General features: G+C 68.6%; 12 protein-coding genes and 1 tRNA gene. 6 read left to right on the forward strand and 7 right to left on the reverse strand.

Annotation, left to right across the window (positions count from 1 at the left end; translation table 11 throughout):
- The first annotated feature begins 46 nt into the window (after positions 1–46).
- From B7K20_RS05810 to nrdG, 4 genes are all read left to right on the forward strand, one after another.
- The gene (locus B7K20_RS05810) at positions 47–1519 is read left to right on the forward strand and encodes a sugar porter family MFS transporter (protein WP_084101488.1); all 1473 of its coding nucleotides are present in this window, start codon (positions 47–49) and stop codon (positions 1517–1519) included.
- Positions 1520–1595: 76 nt separating this feature from the next.
- Positions 1596–2687 carry a tRNA-dihydrouridine synthase gene (locus B7K20_RS05815; protein ID WP_084101489.1) on the forward strand — a complete coding sequence of 364 codons (1092 nt, stop codon included), beginning with the start codon at positions 1596–1598 and terminating at the stop codon, positions 2685–2687.
- 137 nt (positions 2688–2824) lie between these two features.
- Positions 2825–5152, forward strand: a complete 2328-nt coding sequence (gene nrdD, locus B7K20_RS05820; RefSeq protein WP_084101490.1) for an anaerobic ribonucleoside-triphosphate reductase — start codon at positions 2825–2827, stop codon at positions 5150–5152.
- The gene (gene nrdG, locus B7K20_RS05825) at positions 5149–5697 is read left to right on the forward strand and encodes an anaerobic ribonucleoside-triphosphate reductase activating protein (RefSeq protein WP_084101491.1); all 549 of its coding nucleotides are present in this window, start codon (positions 5149–5151) and stop codon (positions 5695–5697) included. The genes nrdD and nrdG overlap by 4 nt, the downstream gene beginning before the upstream one ends.
- Before the next feature lie 7 nt (positions 5698–5704).
- Here the strand turns inward: nrdG and B7K20_RS05830 are convergent, their stop codons facing one another.
- Both B7K20_RS05830 and B7K20_RS05835 read right to left on the reverse strand, forming a co-directional pair.
- A complete protein-coding gene (locus B7K20_RS05830; protein ID WP_084101729.1) occupies positions 5705–6778 on the reverse strand; it encodes a DUF1524 domain-containing protein in 1074 nt (357 codons plus the stop codon).
- Positions 6779–6904: 126 nt separating this feature from the next.
- Positions 6905–6986: transfer RNA gene (locus tag B7K20_RS05835), tRNA-Tyr, on the reverse strand.
- 134 nt (positions 6987–7120) lie between these two features.
- Here B7K20_RS05835 and B7K20_RS05840 point away from each other — a divergent pair.
- Positions 7121–7612, forward strand: coding sequence for a YajQ family cyclic di-GMP-binding protein (locus tag B7K20_RS05840; protein ID WP_084101730.1), 492 nt, complete (start codon positions 7121–7123; stop codon positions 7610–7612).
- A gap of 75 nt (positions 7613–7687) precedes the next feature.
- On the opposite strand, the gene B7K20_RS05845 is transcribed toward B7K20_RS05840, so the two are convergent.
- From B7K20_RS05845 to B7K20_RS05865, 5 genes are all read right to left on the reverse strand, one after another.
- Complete coding sequence (locus B7K20_RS05845) at positions 7688–9415, reverse strand: thiamine pyrophosphate-dependent enzyme (protein WP_084101492.1); 1728 nt, start codon at positions 9413–9415, stop codon at positions 7688–7690.
- On the reverse strand, positions 9412–10968 hold the full coding sequence (locus B7K20_RS05850; protein ID WP_084101493.1) for an FMN-binding glutamate synthase family protein: 1557 nt from the start codon (positions 10966–10968) through the stop codon (positions 9412–9414). Before B7K20_RS05850 ends, B7K20_RS05845 begins: the two co-directional genes overlap by 4 nt.
- Before the next feature lie 116 nt (positions 10969–11084).
- Complete coding sequence (gene htpX / locus B7K20_RS05855) at positions 11085–11960, reverse strand: zinc metalloprotease HtpX (RefSeq protein WP_144018560.1); 876 nt, start codon at positions 11958–11960, stop codon at positions 11085–11087.
- Between the two features lie 126 nt (positions 11961–12086).
- Positions 12087–12686: a GNAT family N-acetyltransferase gene (locus B7K20_RS05860; RefSeq protein ID WP_084101494.1), complete on the reverse strand. Its 600-nt coding sequence runs from the start codon at positions 12684–12686 to the stop codon at positions 12087–12089.
- Positions 12687–12689: 3 nt separating this feature from the next.
- Complete coding sequence (locus B7K20_RS05865) at positions 12690–14063, reverse strand: FAD-dependent oxidoreductase (protein ID WP_234985733.1); 1374 nt, start codon at positions 14061–14063, stop codon at positions 12690–12692.
- 145 nt (positions 14064–14208) lie between these two features.
- Between B7K20_RS05865 and B7K20_RS05870 the strand changes: the two genes are divergently transcribed.
- Positions 14209–15285, forward strand: a complete 1077-nt coding sequence (locus B7K20_RS05870; RefSeq protein ID WP_084101495.1) for a phosphatidylserine/phosphatidylglycerophosphate/cardiolipin synthase family protein — start codon at positions 14209–14211, stop codon at positions 15283–15285.
- The last annotated feature ends 171 nt before the right edge of the window (positions 15286–15456 follow it).

Consider the following 15456-nt stretch of genomic DNA (forward strand, 5'->3'; position numbering starts at 1 on the left):
CCGTGGCGATGGCCGCCACGGCTTATGAGAAAGCGAGCCCCCTTCCGTGAGCACCTCCCCCGCTCCGATCGCTGATGCGAAGCTCAATCGTCGCGTCCTCGGGATCACCATTGGAGCCGCACTCGGCGGCTTCCTGTTCGGCTTCGACTCGTCCGTCATCAACGGTGCCGTCGACTCGATCTCAGCCGACTTTGACCTAGGCGACTCCCTGACCGGGTTTGTCGTCGCCTCCGCCCTGCTGGGCTGCGCCGTGGGCGCGTGGTTCGCAGGCGGCATTGCCAACCGCTACGGCCGCATCCGCGTGATGGTGATTTCCGCCATCCTGTTCCTCGCCTCCGCCGTGGGCTCCGGCCTCGCGTTCGCGGTATGGGACCTCATGCTGTGGCGCATCGTCGGCGGACTCGCCATCGGCGCCGCCTCCGTCATCGCGCCCGCCTACATCGCCGAGGTGGCGCCCGCGAAGTTCCGCGGCCGCCTGGGGTCGCTGCAGCAGATGGCAATCGTCCTCGGTATCTTCGCCGCGCTGCTGAGCGACCAGGTCCTCGCCGAGGTCGCCGGCGGCGCCGACGAGGTGCTGTGGTTCGGCCTCGAGGCGTGGCGCTGGATGTTCATGGTGTGCGTCATCCCCGCACTGGTCTACGGCCTCGCGGCCCTGCGACTTCCCGAGTCCCCCCGCTACCTCGTGTTCCGCCACCGCAAGGAGGAGGCGGCCGCAGTACTGCGCGACTTCTCCGGCGAGCGGGACGTCGACCACCGTATCGACGAGATCGAGCGCTCGATCGGCCACGACGAGAACCAGTCCGTGCGCGACCTGCGCGGCAACCGCCTGGGGTTGATGCCGATCGTGTGGATCGGCATCCTGCTGAGCGTCTTCCAGCAGTTCGTCGGCATCAACGTGATCTTCTACTACTCCACGTCGCTATGGCAGTCGGTGGGCTTCGAGGAGAGCCAGGCGTTCCTGACGTCGACCATCACGTCCGTGACCAACATCGTGTTCACCATCGTCGCGATCATCTTCGTGGACCGCATTGGCCGCCGCCTGCTGCTCCTCGTCGGATCGTCGGGCATGTTCCTGTCGCTACTCGCGATGGCGATCGCCTTCTCGACCGCCACCGTGGACGCGGACGGCAACGCGTCGCTCGACGGCGCGTGGGGCGGCGTCGCGTTGGGCGGCGCCAACCTCTTTACCGCGTTCTTCGCGGCTACCTGGGGTCCCGTGGTGTGGGTGCTGCTGGGCGAGATCTTCCCCAACCGGATCCGCGCGGTCGCTCTCGCCGTGGCCGCCGCCGCGCAGTGGCTGGCCAACTGGACCATCACCATGACGTTCCCGATCTTCGCGCACATCGGCTTGACGTTCGCGTACGGCTTCTACGCGGCCATGGCGCTGCTGAGCCTGTTCTTCGTCTTCTTCAAGGTGCCCGAGACCAAGGGCATGGAGCTCGAGGACATGGACGGCGTGGAGATCCACCGCGGCAAGTTCGTGAAAATCGAGGACGGCCGCAAGCAGGTCATCGACTGACGCCAGCGCGGCTGCGCGAAAGGCCGGGGCCGTCGGTCCCGGCCTTTCGCGTGCCCGGGCGCCTACGCTCGAAGACGTGACCTGGTTCTATGACCCGCTGCGCACGTACGAGGACAACTACTCGCACGGCCCCTTCGGCAGTTGGGCCGAGGTGGCGGCCGATGCCGTGACCGGGTCAGGCGGCGACGTCACCGACCGCGGTGCGCCGGCCCACACGTTTCTAGGCCACCCCGTCCACCGGCCCTTCGGCATCCCCGCCGGGCCGCTGGTCAATGCGGCCTTCTGTGAGGCGGCCCTCGCGCACGCCTTCGACATCGCGGTCTACAAGACCGTGCGCACCGGCGCGCATCCCACGCATCCCTTCCCCAACTGCCTCGCGGTCACCACGGACGGTCCCCTCGATCCCGATCGGCTCGACACCTTGGTCGCGGGCGCCGACCTCGACGCCGCGCGATCGATCTCGAACTCCTTTGGTGTGCCCTCGCGCGACCCCGACAAGTGGCAGCCGGACATGTCCCGCGCCGTCGCGGCCGCCGGCCCAGGCCAGGTGCTCGTGGGCTCATACCAGGGCACGCGCACGGGCGGCGGCGAGGACGCCTACGTGGCGGACCACGTGCGCGCCGCGACGTTGTGCGTGGAGGCCGGCGCGCCGGTGTTGGAGATGAACCTGTCGTGCCCCAACGAGGGCACCGGCCACCTGCTGTGCTTCGACACCGAGCTCGTCACGCGCATCGCGGGCGCGGTCAAGGATGCCGTGGGCGACGTGCCGCTCGTGTTGAAGCTCGCCCACTTCGCGTCCCAGCCCGCGCTCGAGGAGTTCCTCGCGGCCACCGCGCCCATCGTCGACGGATATGCGGCCATCAACACGGTGCCCGCGCGCCTGGTCACGCCGGCAGGCGACCAGGCGCTGCCCGGTTGGGGGCGCGAGGTGGCCGGGGTCTGCGGCGAGGCGATCGGGCCGGCCGCCGTCGCGATGGTGCGGCGGCTCGCACAGTGGCGGGTCGACGCCGCGGCGCAGTTCGCGATTGTCGGAGTGGGCGGCGTGATGGGCCTGCGCGACGTGGCGGCGCATGTCGCCGCGGGAGCGGACGCGGTGATGAGCGCGACCGGGGCGATGATCGACCCGGAACTGGGGCGGCGTGTCGCGGCCGCATCGTGGCCGGTCTAGACGGGCTTCGAGCTCCGCATGGGACCAAGGACCCATACCTGTGTTTGAACCAGATCTAGTGTCGTCTCCCATCCGGAACCCCCAGATGTAGTGGTCTGGAGGCTCGGGTTCATCGTCGAGGAGGGACGCCACGCGCCATGACCATCGCGGATATTGATCGCATCAGCAAGGACTCGACAGCCGTGAGCCTTCGTGTCGTCAAGCGAGACGGCCGCACCCTCGACTTTGACGCCCGCCGCATCCAGGCGGCGCTCGCTAAGGCCTTCCGCGAGGTACACGGGGCCGACACGGCCGCGCACGAGCCCCGCGTCGCCGCGCTGACTGCCAGCATCGTCGACGAGGTGCGCGACAGCCACGTGGGCGACGTGAAGATCTACGAGATCCAGGGCGCCGTGGAGCACGAACTCCTCGAGGCCGGCGAATATGACGTGGCCCGCGCCTACATCGACTATCGCGTCGCACGCGATTTCCGCCGCGCGAAGGCGACCGACCTCAACCACACCGTGACGACGCTCCTCGACAAGGAGTCATCCGTCGTCAACGAGAACGCCAATAAGGACGCGGACGTCTTCAACACGCAGCGCGACCTCACCGCGGGCCTCGTGGGCAAGGCCATCGGCCTCAGGATGCTGCCACCCCACGTCGCGAACGCGCACACCAAGGGCGACCTTCACTTCCACGACCTCGACTACCAGCCGTACGCGCCCATGACGAACTGCTGCCTCATCGACGTGCCCGAGATGCTCGTGCACGGCTTCCGGATGGGCAACGCCGAAATCGAGCCGCCGCGCTCCATCCAGACCGCGACCGCGCAGATCTCCCAGATCATCGCCAACGTGTCGTCGAGCCAATACGGCGGCTGCACCGTGGACCGCATCGACGAGGTACTCGCCCCCTACGCCGCGCTCAACTACGCCAAGCACCTGGACGAGGCGGCGACGTGGATCGCCGAGCCCAGCCAGCATCGGCCGTATGCCGAGGAGCGCACGCGCAAGGACATTTACGACGCGATGCAGTCGCTCGAATACGAGATCAACACGCTGTTTACGTCGAACGGGCAGACGCCGTTCACGTCCGTCGGGTTCGGGCTTGGCACGGGCTGGTACGAGCGTGAGATCCAGACGGCGATCCTCGAGATCCGCCGGCGCGGCCTCGGCAAGGAAGGCCGCACCGCCATCTTCCCCAAGCTGCTGTTCACGCTGCGCCGCGGGGTCAACCTTGAGCCGGGCGATCCGAACTTCGACGTGAAGCAGCTCGCGGTGCAGTGCGCGACGGAGCGCATGTACCCCGACGTGCTGTCCTACGACAAGATCGTGGAGCTCACGGGATCGTTCAAGGCGCCCATGGGATGCCGCTCATTCCTGCAAGGCTGGACCGATGCGGACGGCAACGACGTCGTCAACGGGCGCATGAACCTGGGCGTCGTGACACTCAACCTGCCGCGCATCGCGCTCGAGGCCGCGGGCGACGTGTCCGTATTCTGGAAGCTGCTCGAGGAGCGCCTCGCCGTCGCGAAGGATGCGCTCACCTTCCGCGTGGCGCGCTGCAAGGAGGCGGTGCCGGCCAACGCCCCGATTCTGTACGTGCACGGCGCGTTCGGGCAGCGCCTCACGGTCGAGGACGATGTGGACAACCTGTTCCGCGACGGCCGCGCGACCATCTCGCTGGGCTACATCGGGCTGTACGAGGTCGCCGCGGCGTTCTATGGAGGTGCCTGGGAGTCGGAGCCGGAGGCCAAGGAGCTCACCCTCGCGGTGCTGCGCCGGCTCGCGGCCGCCACAGCCGCGTGGAAGGCCGAGTCGGGCTACCACTTCTCGGTGTATTCGACGCCGTCGGAGTCGCTGACGGACCGATTCTGCCGATTGGACCGCGAGCGCTTTGGATCCGTCGCGGACATCACCGACAAGGACTACTACACCAACTCGTTCCACTACGACGTGCGCAAGGCGCCGACGCCGTTCGAGAAGCTCGACTTCGAGGCGCCCTACCCGCAGTACGCGTCCGGCGGCTTCATTCACTACGTGGAGTACCCCGTGCTGCGCAGCAACCCCAAGGCCCTTGAGACGGTGTGGGACTACGCCTACGACCGCGTGGGCTATCTGGGCACCAACACGCCCATCGACCGCTGCTACGCGTGCGGTTTCACCGGAGACTTCGACCCGACCGCGCGCGGCTTCGCGTGCCCCGAATGCGGCAATGACGACCCGCGCACCTGCGACGTCGTGAAGCGCACCTGCGGGTACCTGGGCAACCCCCAGGCGCGACCCATGGTTCACGGCAGGCACGAGGAGATCGCGGCGCGGGTCAAGCACCTGCCCGGGACCGTGCGCTGGGGCGGCGGTAGCGCTGCCGCGGGCGCCGGGGGTGCCTCGCCCATGGACGTGGGCGTTGCCGGCGCGGCCGGGTCGAACCGATCGGCGTCCGGTTCGCGCGGTAGTGAGGGCGGTCCCAGGGGCCGGGGATGACGCGCGAGCCGGACGTCCGTACATGGCAGGCGACCAAGGTGTCGCACTCCTACGTCGCGGACTACAAGCCCTTCTCCTTTGTCGACGGCGAGGGCGTGAGGTGCTCGCTCTATGTCGCGGGTTGCCTGTTCAAGTGCGAGGGCTGCTACAACGAGGCGGCCTGGTCGTTCCGATACGGACAGCCGTACTCGCGCGCACTCGAGGACCGCATCATGGCGGACCTCGCCCACCCCTCGATCCAGGGGCTATCCCTGCTGGGCGGAGAGCCGTTCCTCAACACGCAGGTGGCTCTTGCTGCGGTGCACCGGCTGCGCGCCGAGTTTGGCCGTTCGCGCGACGTGTGGTGCTGGACGGGGTATCGGTTCGAGGCGCTGGTGGAGGACTCGGACGACAAGCGCGAGCTCCTCGCGGAGCTCGACGTCCTGATCGACGGGCCCTACGAGGAGTCGCAGCGGGACCTGTCGCTCGCGTTCAGGGGCTCACGCAATCAGCGGGTGCTCGACGCACGGGCGTCGCTCGCTGCGGGCTGCGCGATCGAGCGCTGACACACACCTACTCGCAGACCACCCCGTCGCCGTCGCGGTCCGAGTACCACTCGTACTCGGGATCGGTGCCCTTGACGTACGGTCCGTACCCGGAGGGCAGGTCCTTGCAGTACGGGTAGCGCTCGTCGAGGTCCGGCTCTGATGTCTCCGTGGGCGTGGACTTCGGCGTCGACGTCTTCTTGAGCTGTGGGGAGTCGTCGGGCTCGGCGGTCGTGGCCGGCGCCGGAGCCTCGCCCAGCCCCGTCGAGATCACGGGCTGATCGCCGGGCGAGGGGAGTTCCTGATCCGGGCAGGTGTCGAGGACGCCGACCATCGCGTCGAGTTCGGCAGGGGTCACCCACAGGGCGTACTTGGTCTTCACGGCGACCTGACGCGCCACGTACTCGCAGCGGAAGTCCGCCTCGGGCGGCAGCCACTCGGAGGCGTCGTCGTCTCCCTTGGAGCGGTTCTCGCCGGCATCCACGGGCTCGAGATTCAGCGGGTCATTCGCGAACGACACCCGCTCGGAGTAGGTGAGGTCCTGGGCGCCGGTGGTCCAGGCGGCGCTGAGCGCGACGAGGTGGTCGATGTCGACCTCACTCGCGCCACCGCGCTCGAAGTGAATCCACTCCCCCGTGAACGGGTCGGGGAGGTCACCAGCGGTCACCGTGCACGAACCCGAGGTCTCGACGTTCTCGAGGCGCTCTTCGAGCATGTCGTCCCGGGTGGAGCAGCCGTTGCGATCCACGTCGACCCAGCCATCACCGAACTGCTCGCGGGAGTAACCCTCGCTCGAGGCGGCCTCACGCACCTCGAGCGCCAACACCGCCGCCATGGCCGTGCCCGTGGCATCGGACAAGGCCGACGGCGATGGGCTCGCCGCGGCGCCCGTGGCGCTCGCACTGGGCGACAGCTCCGCGGTCGCCGACGGCGAAGGGGCGCTCGTGGTGGGCGTCGCAGACGCGCTGGCGGAGGCCTCGGCGCTCCCGCTCGGCGCGGGCACCGCCGCGGGAACCGCGCACCCGGCGGCCAGGATCGCGACGGCGGCGGCCAGCGCGGCCGTCCGCATGCGTGTGGGCAGGCCCGTGGGCAGTGGCGTCATGGTGCTCCCTCAGCGTCTGACTGCGGGGAACTGTAGCCCCGTGCTACCTGCCGGCACGAGCCAGTGTGACCCTTATCTCAATGCCGAGAATGACGAAGGCCCCGCCGAAGCGGGGCCTTCCGTGTGTGGCAGGTGAGGGATTCGAACCCCCGAAGTCTGTGACGGCTGATTTACAGTCAGCTCCCTTTGGCCGCTCGGGCAACCTGCCATGCGTCTGAACCTTTCGGAACGTGGCGCGCATGGAAGGATAGCAACGAAAGCGGCCCCGACGCGAATCCGTGCGGGCCGCACAGGCAACAGATGCATCGGCCGCCCGGAACGCGGCCACGAATGGAGGATGACATGGCTTCCGACAGCAGCTTCGACGTGGTGAGCAAGGTGGACCGCCAGGAGGTCGACAACGCCCTCAACCAGGCGTCCAAGGAGATCCAGCAGCGCTACGACTTCAAGGGCGTGGGTGCCTCGATCGAGTGGTCGGGCGAGACCATCGTCATGAAGGCGAACTCCGAGGAGCGCGTGCTCGCCATCCTCGACGTGTTCCAGTCCAAGGTCATCAAGCGCGGCATCTCGCTCAAGGCCATCGACAGCGGCGAGCCAGCGCAGTCGGGCAAGGAGTTCCGCCTGGGCGCCTCGATCAAGGAGGGCATCGCTCAGGACGTCGCGAAGAAGCTCACCAAGATCGTCCGCGACGAGGGCCCCAAGTCCGTCAAGGCCCTCATCCAGGGCGACGAGCTGCGCGTCAGCTCGAAGAGCCGCGACGACCTCCAGACCACCATGGCGCTGCTCAAGAACGCGGACGTCGACACCGCGCTCCAGTTCGTCAACTACCGCTGACATATGGCCGATGCCCGGGTCGCCTCCGTATGGAGCCGACCCGGGCATCTGCGCGACTGGCGCTACGGCTCGGCGTCACCGGCTCTCGACGGCCTCGGTCACCTTCGCGACCGCGTAGCCCCACGCCTGCGACACCTTGGGGTGCGGCGGGACCGCCACCTCGTCAGGGTTCGTCACCACGTCGAGGAGCACGGGGCCGTCCTGAGCGAAGGCCCACGACAGCGCGTCATCCAGATCGCCGGGCTCCTCGACGCGCCGCCCCGCGAGCCCCAGCGCGGTCGCGACGGCCGCAAGGTCCGGGTTATCGAGCTGAGTGCCGAAGGAGGCGATGCCGCCCTCCTGCTGTTCCAACTGCACCATGCCGAGCGAGGCGTTGTCGAACACCACCACGACCACCGGCAGCCGATACGAGACTGCCGTTCGAAGGTCGCCCAGCAGCATCATGAGACCACCGTCGCCCGACAGCGACACGACCCGGCGAGTCCGGTCGAGGGCCTGTGCACCGAGCGCCTGTGGCAGCGCATTGGCCATCGAGCCCAGGTTGAACGAGCCAAGTAGTTCGCGGTCGCCCCGCATCTCCACGTAGCGCGAGGACCACGTGGTGGACATACCGGTGTCCATGGTGAAGATCGCATCGTCGGGGGCATGCCGGTCCACGGCAGCCGCGAGCGCCTCGGGTCGAATGCGATCGTCGGGGTTGTCGAAGACTGACCGCACCTTCGCGACCACGCCGGACTCCTCGTAGTCGGGGTCGGCGATGTGGTCCTGGCGCTCGCGCCACGACTCGTAGGTGGACCGAATGGACTCGAGAAAGCCCGTGTCCTGGTGCGCAGCCAGGCGCGGCAGCAGCGCTGCCAGCGCCTCGCCCGCGTCGCCGGTCACGGCGACGTCAACGGGAACTCGGCGACCGATATGGGTGGCGGCCCGATCGATCTGGATGACCACGGCATCGGCCGGATAGAAGTCTCGGTACGGGAAATCGGTGCCGACCATGAGGAGGACGTCACAGTCCTGGAGCGCATCGGCCGCGGCCTTGTTGCCCAGCAGGCCCGCCTGGCCGACGTTGTACGGGTTGTCGCCGTCGAAGCCGGTCTTGCCCTTCAGGGTGACCACCATGGGTGCGTTCAGGCGCGACGCGACGGCGAGGGTCTGCTCACGGGCATGCTCGGCGCCGCGGCCCACGAGCATCGCGACCTTCTCGCCCTTGTCGAGGGCGGCGGCCGCGGCCGCGAGCGCCTCCTCGCTCGGGACCGCGGCGGCGGAGGGGACGGCAAAGGACGGAGCCGGCGTGCCGGACGGGAGCTCGAGCCCGCCGATGTCGCCGGGGATCGTCAGCACGGCCACGCCGCCCTGGGCGTAGGCGGCGTTCACCGCGGAGACGAGCATCTGGGGGAGCTGCTCGGGCGAGGTCAGGGTCTGGTTCCACACCGACACGTCCTCGAAGACACGGTCGTTGTTGACCTCTTGGAAGTAGTTGGTGCCGATCTCTGCGCTCGGCACCTGACCGCATATCGCGAGCATGGGCGTGTGCGACTTCTTGGCGTCGTACAGGCCGTTGATGAGGTGCAACGAGCCGGGGCCCACGGTACCCATCACCACGCCGATCCGACCGGTCAGCTGCGCCTGCGCCGCCGCGGCGAAGGCGCCTGCCTCCTCGTGGCGCACCCCCACCCATTCCAGGCGGTCCTCGGTGCGGATGGCGTCCGTGAGCGGGTTGAGCGCGTCGCCCACCACCCCCCAGATCTGCGTCACGCCGTGGTCGGCAAGGGCGTCGACAATGTGAGTCGCGACCGTGGTGCTCATCGGGTGTCTCCTCTCGTGGTGACATGCGGGGTACGGAAACTCTCGGGAGTGGCGATCTCCCAGTCGCGCCGCCAATGGCCCGGCGCTTCGTCGAGCAGGCAGCCGGGCGTGAGCCACTCGTAGCGATCGCCATAGGAGACCGTCTCGCCGGGCGCGACCACCAGCCTGAGTTGGTCGGGGGTAAGTTCCTCGGGGCGGCGCACGCCCATCGAAGCCATCATGCGGACGGCCTCGTCCACGGTGGCCTTCTGATAGCGCCGCACCCGCTGCGACTTGTCCCCCACGTCGAGCGCGCGGGCGCGGCGCGGATCTTGGGTTGCGACGCCGACGGGGCACGTGTCGAGGTGGCACCGCTGCGACTGAATACAGCCGGTCGCCATCATCATGGGGCGGGCCGCGTTGGTGTAGTCGGCGCCCTGGATCAGGCGCTTGACGATGTCATTGCCCGCCGCGACCTTCCCGCTCGCTCCCACGCGGATGCGGTCCCGGAGGCCCGCGCCCACGAGGGCGTTGTGGACGAGCATCAGGCCGTCCGTGAGCGGCATCCCCACGTGATCCTCGTACTCGAGAGGGGCGGCACCGGTACCGCCCTCCGAGCCGTCCACGATGATGAAGTCGGGTGCGGTACCGGCCTCGAGCATGGCCTTGACCATGGCGAGCACCTCGACGCGCGAGCTGACACAGAGCTTGAAACCGACAGGCTTGCCGCCCGAGAGCGCGCGCAGTTGCACGATGAACTCGATCAGACCTCGCGGGGTCGAGAAGGCGGAGTGTGCAGGGGGACTCACGCACTTCTCGCCGACGGGCACGCCTCGGGTCTCAGCGATCTCCGGCGTCACCTTCTTTCCAGGAAGGACTCCGCCGATGCCGGGCTTGGCGCCCTGCGACAGCTTGATCGAGATCGCCTTGACCTGGCCGTCGTGAGCCTTGCGAGCGAATTGCTCAGGATCGAATCGGCCGTCCTCGTCGCGGCAGCCAAAATAGCCTGTGCCGATCTCCCAGACCAGGTCACCGCCGTGCTCGCGGTGGTACGGGGAGATGCCCCCTTCCCCGGTGTCGTGTGCGAACCCGCCCATCGCCGCACCCTTGTTCAGGGCTCGAATGGCGTTGGCGGAGAGGGAGCCGAAGCTCATCGCCGAGACGTTCATCAGTGACATCGAGTACGGCTGCGTGCAGTCGGGCCCGCCAATGGTCACCCGTGGCGGCTCGTCGGGCGCCTCCAACGGCGCGGTCGAATGCACGAGGAACTCATGACCCACCTGGTAAACATCGAGTTCCGTGCCGTAGGCCTTCTCGCTGTGATCGCCCTTGGCGCGCTCGTAGATGAGGGAGCGCGTATCGCGATCAAACGGTTTGCCGTCCCAGTCACGCTCGATGAAGTACTGCTGCACCTCCGGGCGGATTTTCTCGAGCCCGTAGCGCAGGTGGCCCACCACCGGGTAGTTGCGCAGCACGGAGTGACGTCGTTGGACGAGGTCGTAGACGCCCACCGCACCCGCGGCACCGATCGCCGTCAGCACACCGATCACACCCTTGCCTGCGCGTGCGGGCATCGTTCCTCCGCCGTGCGAGGCGCCGCTCAGTCGGCGACGAACCTTGCCACGGGGGCAACGCGATATCCGGGCCCAACCATTCCCCGCGCCGTCGAGGCGTGCGGGGAAAGGAGAGTCTAGAAGTACTGCCCGTTCCTGCGGGCCATCTCCTCGAGGCGGCCGATGCGCTGGTCCATGGGCGGGTGCGTCGCGAAGAGGTTGGCGAGGCCCTCGGCCTTGAACGGGTTGGCGATCATCATGTGCGAGACGTTCTCGAGCTTGGGGTCCGCAGGCAGCGGGCGGGCGGCGGTGCCGCGCTCGAGCTTACGCAGGGCGCTCGCGAGCGCGAGCGGGTCGCCGGTGAGCGTCGCGCCATCCTCGTCCGCGTCGTACTCGCGAGTGCGGGAGATCGCCATGCGGATGAGGGTCGCGGCGATGGGCGCGAGGATCAGCATCGCGATCATGCCCAGCGGACCCAGGGGGTTGTCACGGTTGTTGCCGCCGCCGCCGAAGAAAAACATCATCTGCGCGAGCGCGGTGATGATGCCGGCGAAGGCCGCGGCGACCGATCCGATGAGGATGTCGCGGTTGTATACGTGCTGCAGCTCATGGCCCAGCACCCCGCGCAGCTCGCGCTCGTCCAGGATCTGCAGGATCCCCTCGGTGCAGCACACGGCCGCGTTCTTGGGGTTGCGGCCCGTCGCGAAGGCGTTGGGCGCCTGCGTGGGCGACACGTACAGGGCAGGCATGGGCTGGTTGGCCTCGGCGGACAACTCACGGACGATCCGGTACATCGCGGGCTGCTCGACCTCGGTCACGGGCCGCGCGTGCATGGCGCGGATCGCGAGCTTGTCGGAGTTCCAGTACCCGTAGAACGTGCCGAAGACGCCGAACAGGGCGAAGGCCCACAGCCACTGGCCGCCGTTCACGAACGAGCCAATTCCGAGGAGCACGACCCACATCAGGACGAACAGCCCCATGGTCTTCACGCCGTTGAAGTACTTGCCGGACACGCTCCCTCTTTCCTTCCGGTGCCTCTCAGGCTAAAAACGGCCGATGCCGCGGCCGGGTTCCCGGGCTCACTCGCCTACACCTGCATTCCGACCCGTCAAGCCGAGCGGTGACGGGCTGGACTGATTCTACGAGCGATCCTGCTCGTCATCTGGAAGTCTGACGGGCGCGAGCGCACGTTCCATACACACCAGGTCGGCGCGCGCCTCCCACGAGTCGACCTCAGCGAAACCAAGTCGTGCGTAGAGCCGTCGCGCGCCCTCGCGCCAGCACCACACCGTGAGGGCGAGCACCTCGTCGCCGCGCACCCCGGCCACCGCACACGCCTCCACGATCAGCGCGGCCGCGACCCCGCGACCCCGCGCTACCGGCACGGTCCAGAGCCGCTTGATTTCGCATCGCCCCTGCTCAGAGCGTGTCAGGACGACCATGCCGAGCGCTTCGCCGGCCGCCTCGGCCAGCAGCACGGTCGTGCCCGCAAGCGCGACCGCCGGGTCCTCGGCCTCCCGGCGGTAGCGCTCGGGAAGGGCCGATGCCGTGGTCACCTCCGCACCCTTCTCGCGCTCCGTAGCGATCAGGTAGGCGGCCACGAGGCCGGAGACCGCGGCGAGGTCGCCAGGCCGCTCGAGTCGCGCCGCGCGCACGGCCACGCCCGCCTGCCGAGCCGCGCCCGGACGCACGAAGGCCGGCGCGGGAGAGCTCCCGGCGCCGGCCTCGTGACCCGTCATGCGTCAGTTGCGCTTGAGGGCGATGTCCGTCATCTCGTCGCGCGGGACGACCTTGACGCGCTCGCGGCCGTCGGCCTCGCCGAGGGCGAGCTCGTGGGCGTCGAGGACCTCCCAGTCGTGCCACTGGACCACGTCCACGCCGCGCTCCTTGAGCAGGTGCAGGACGTTGTCGGGGCTCAGCTGCTGCGCGCCGGCCTGGGACTCCGCGTACAGACGCGGGGCGTCCTCGACGAGGTTCGCGATGGTCTCCTGGGCGTCGGACTTGGTGTGACCGATGAGGCCCACGGGTCCGCGCTTGATCCAGCCGGTGGTATAGAAGCCGGGGACCACGTCGCCGCCGTCGACCACGCGGCCACCCTCGTTCGCGATGGTGCCGCGCGAGTGGTCGAACGGCACTCCGTCGATCTCCGTGCCGTAGTAGCCCACGGCGCGGTAGACGGCCTGGACCGGGTAGTCGATGAACTCGCCCGTGCCCTTGACGGTGCCGTCGCCCTGGAGCTCGGTGCGCTCCATGCGGATGCCGACGACCTTGCCGTCCTCGCCGAGCACCTCGTGAGGGGACTGCAGGAAGTGCAGGTGAATGCGACGCGAGGCGGTACCGGGCTCCTTGAGCGCATAGTCCGTCAGGGTCTTCACGACCTGCTTTTGCTGCTTGTTGTTCTCGGCGACCTCCATCGAGGCCTCGTCGAACTCGTAGTCGGTCTCGGGGTACACAACGATGTCGACGTCGGGCACGTGACCCAGCTCACGCAGCTCGAGCGGCGAGAACTTCACCTGCGCGGGACCGCGACGGCCGAACACGTGGACGTCCGTCACGGGCGAGGCCGCGAGACCGTCGTAGACGTTCTGCGGGATCTCGGTGACGGCGATGTCCTGAGGGTGCTTCGCGAGCACGCGGGCCACGTCGAGCGCGACATTGCCGACGCCCAGGACGGCGACCTCCTTGGCCTCGAGCGGCCAGGTGCGCGGGACGTCGGGGTGACCGTCGAACCACGACACGAAATCGGCGGCACCGTACGAACCATCGAGGTCGATACCAGGGATGTTGAGGTCGGAGTCCTTGAAGGCTCCGGTCGCAAAGATGACCGCGTCGTAGTGGGCACGCAGGTCCTCGAGGGTGAGGTCGGTGCCAATGTTGACGTTGGCCAGCAGGCGGATGTCGCCGCGGCCCAACACGTTGGCGAGGGCGACGATGATCTGCTTGATACGCGGGTGGTCGGGTGCCACGCCGTAGCGGACCAGGCCGAAGGGCGCGGGCAGGCGCTCGATGATGTCGATGGACACGTCGAGGCCGGACTTGGACAGGATGTCGGAGGCGTACGTTCCGGCGGGGCCGGCGCCGATCACGGCGACGCGCAAGGGTCGTTCGGTGGTCACGGGACTCACTTTTTCTTTGGCGGCAGGGAAGCAGGCCTCGAGGGCGCTCTCGAACGGCACTAGGGACCGAGTATAGACATGAACATTTCCTAGCCAATCGGCGTCACCCCTCGCGCACAGCCCGACCGCACGCCACGCTGAAGCCATGGCCCCGACCGCCCCCGCGGCTCCCGCCGCCGCCCCGCCAGCCACGGCATCGGCCGTCGTCACTCCTCGCCTCCTGACGGGATCGGAGTACCTGGCCGATGCGGTGGACCGCATCGCGACGGCCACCCGTCGCGTCCTCATCACCACCCTGACGCTCGCCGACGACGACAAGACGGGACCGCTCATCGCGGCGCTCGAGGCCGCAGCGCGGCGCGGGGTGGACGTGCGCGTCGCGGCCGACGTCTTCACCTACATCGACGCCGCCGGCACGTTCCTGCCACGCGGACACCTCACGCGACGCAAGCGAGCGTCCTCGGCGATGGCCTCGCGGCTTGCGAAGGCAGGCGCGACGTTCATGTGGCTGGGCTCCGAGCGCGGGCTGATCTGGCGCGGGCGCACCCACACCAAGTTCTGCGTGGTCGACGACGTGGCGTACGCCTTTGGCGGGGTGAACCTCGACGACAGAGGCGTCAGCAACGTGGACTTCATGCTGCGGTGCGAGGACGCGTCGCTCGCCGACATGCTCGACGCGGTCTTCGCCCGCATCCGCGAGGCGAGCCTGCTCGAGCAGGGACACCGGTCGCTGTCGCTGCGCACGGGACCTCGCGACGAGGTACTGGTCGACGGCGGCGTGCCGGGCGACTCGATCATCTATCGGCGCGCGGTGAAGTACGCCAAGCGTGCCGAGCACATCCTGCTGGTGAGCCAGTACTGCCCCACCGGGGAGCTGGGCCGCCTCATCGAGGCGCGCGACCACGAACTGTTCTTCAACCCGCCCCGGCTCGCCTCCCCCGCCAACCGCGTGCTGATCTCTTCGTCGATGGCCGTCACGGGTCACCGCACGGCCTACCGTCGCGACACGTATCTGCACGCCAAGTTCATGGTGTTCACGCTCCCCGGTGGGCGGCGCGTGTCGCTCACGGGTTCGCATAACTTCGTCGCCGGCGGCGTACGGCTGGGGACGCGCGAGATCGCGCTGCTCACCCACCGCGGCGAGGTCATCGACCAACTGATCGACTTTCACCGCCGCGAGGTGGCCCCGCAGGGGGCAAACTCGGGGGTTCCCGCACGGTAACCCCTGTGGCACACTGGGACCTATGTCCCAGCAGCAGAACGTCCGCGCATCCGTGATGTGCCGCTGCTGCTGTGCCATGTGTCTGCCGGCCTGACCGCCCACGGACACAGATCCCCTGTAGCCCTGGGCGCTCGGCCTTCCGAGCGCTAACCAGCCGCGCTCGACAAGGCC

The sequence above is a fragment of the Demequina sp. NBRC 110051 genome, assembly GCF_002090055.1.
Taxonomy (GTDB): Bacteria; Actinomycetota; Actinomycetes; order Actinomycetales; family Demequinaceae; genus Demequina.

Coding starts and splice junctions, on each gene's coding strand:
- B7K20_RS05845 (WP_084101492.1), bottom strand. CDS start 9,415: ATGAGCACCACGGTCGCGACTCACATTGTCGACGCCCTTGCCGACCAC.
- nrdD (WP_084101490.1), top strand. CDS start 2,825: ATGACCATCGCGGATATTGATCGCATCAGCAAGGACTCGACAGCCGTG.
- B7K20_RS05830 (WP_084101729.1), bottom strand. CDS start 6,778: ATGACGCCACTGCCCACGGGCCTGCCCACACGCATGCGGACGGCCGCG.
- B7K20_RS05870 (WP_084101495.1), top strand. CDS start 14,209: ATGGCCCCGACCGCCCCCGCGGCTCCCGCCGCCGCCCCGCCAGCCACG.
- B7K20_RS05850 (WP_084101493.1), bottom strand. CDS start 10,968: ATGCCCGCACGCGCAGGCAAGGGTGTGATCGGTGTGCTGACGGCGATC.
- B7K20_RS05840 (WP_084101730.1), top strand. CDS start 7,121: ATGGCTTCCGACAGCAGCTTCGACGTGGTGAGCAAGGTGGACCGCCAG.
- nrdG (WP_084101491.1), top strand. CDS start 5,149: ATGACGCGCGAGCCGGACGTCCGTACATGGCAGGCGACCAAGGTGTCG.
- B7K20_RS05860 (WP_084101494.1), bottom strand. CDS start 12,686: ATGACGGGTCACGAGGCCGGCGCCGGGAGCTCTCCCGCGCCGGCCTTC.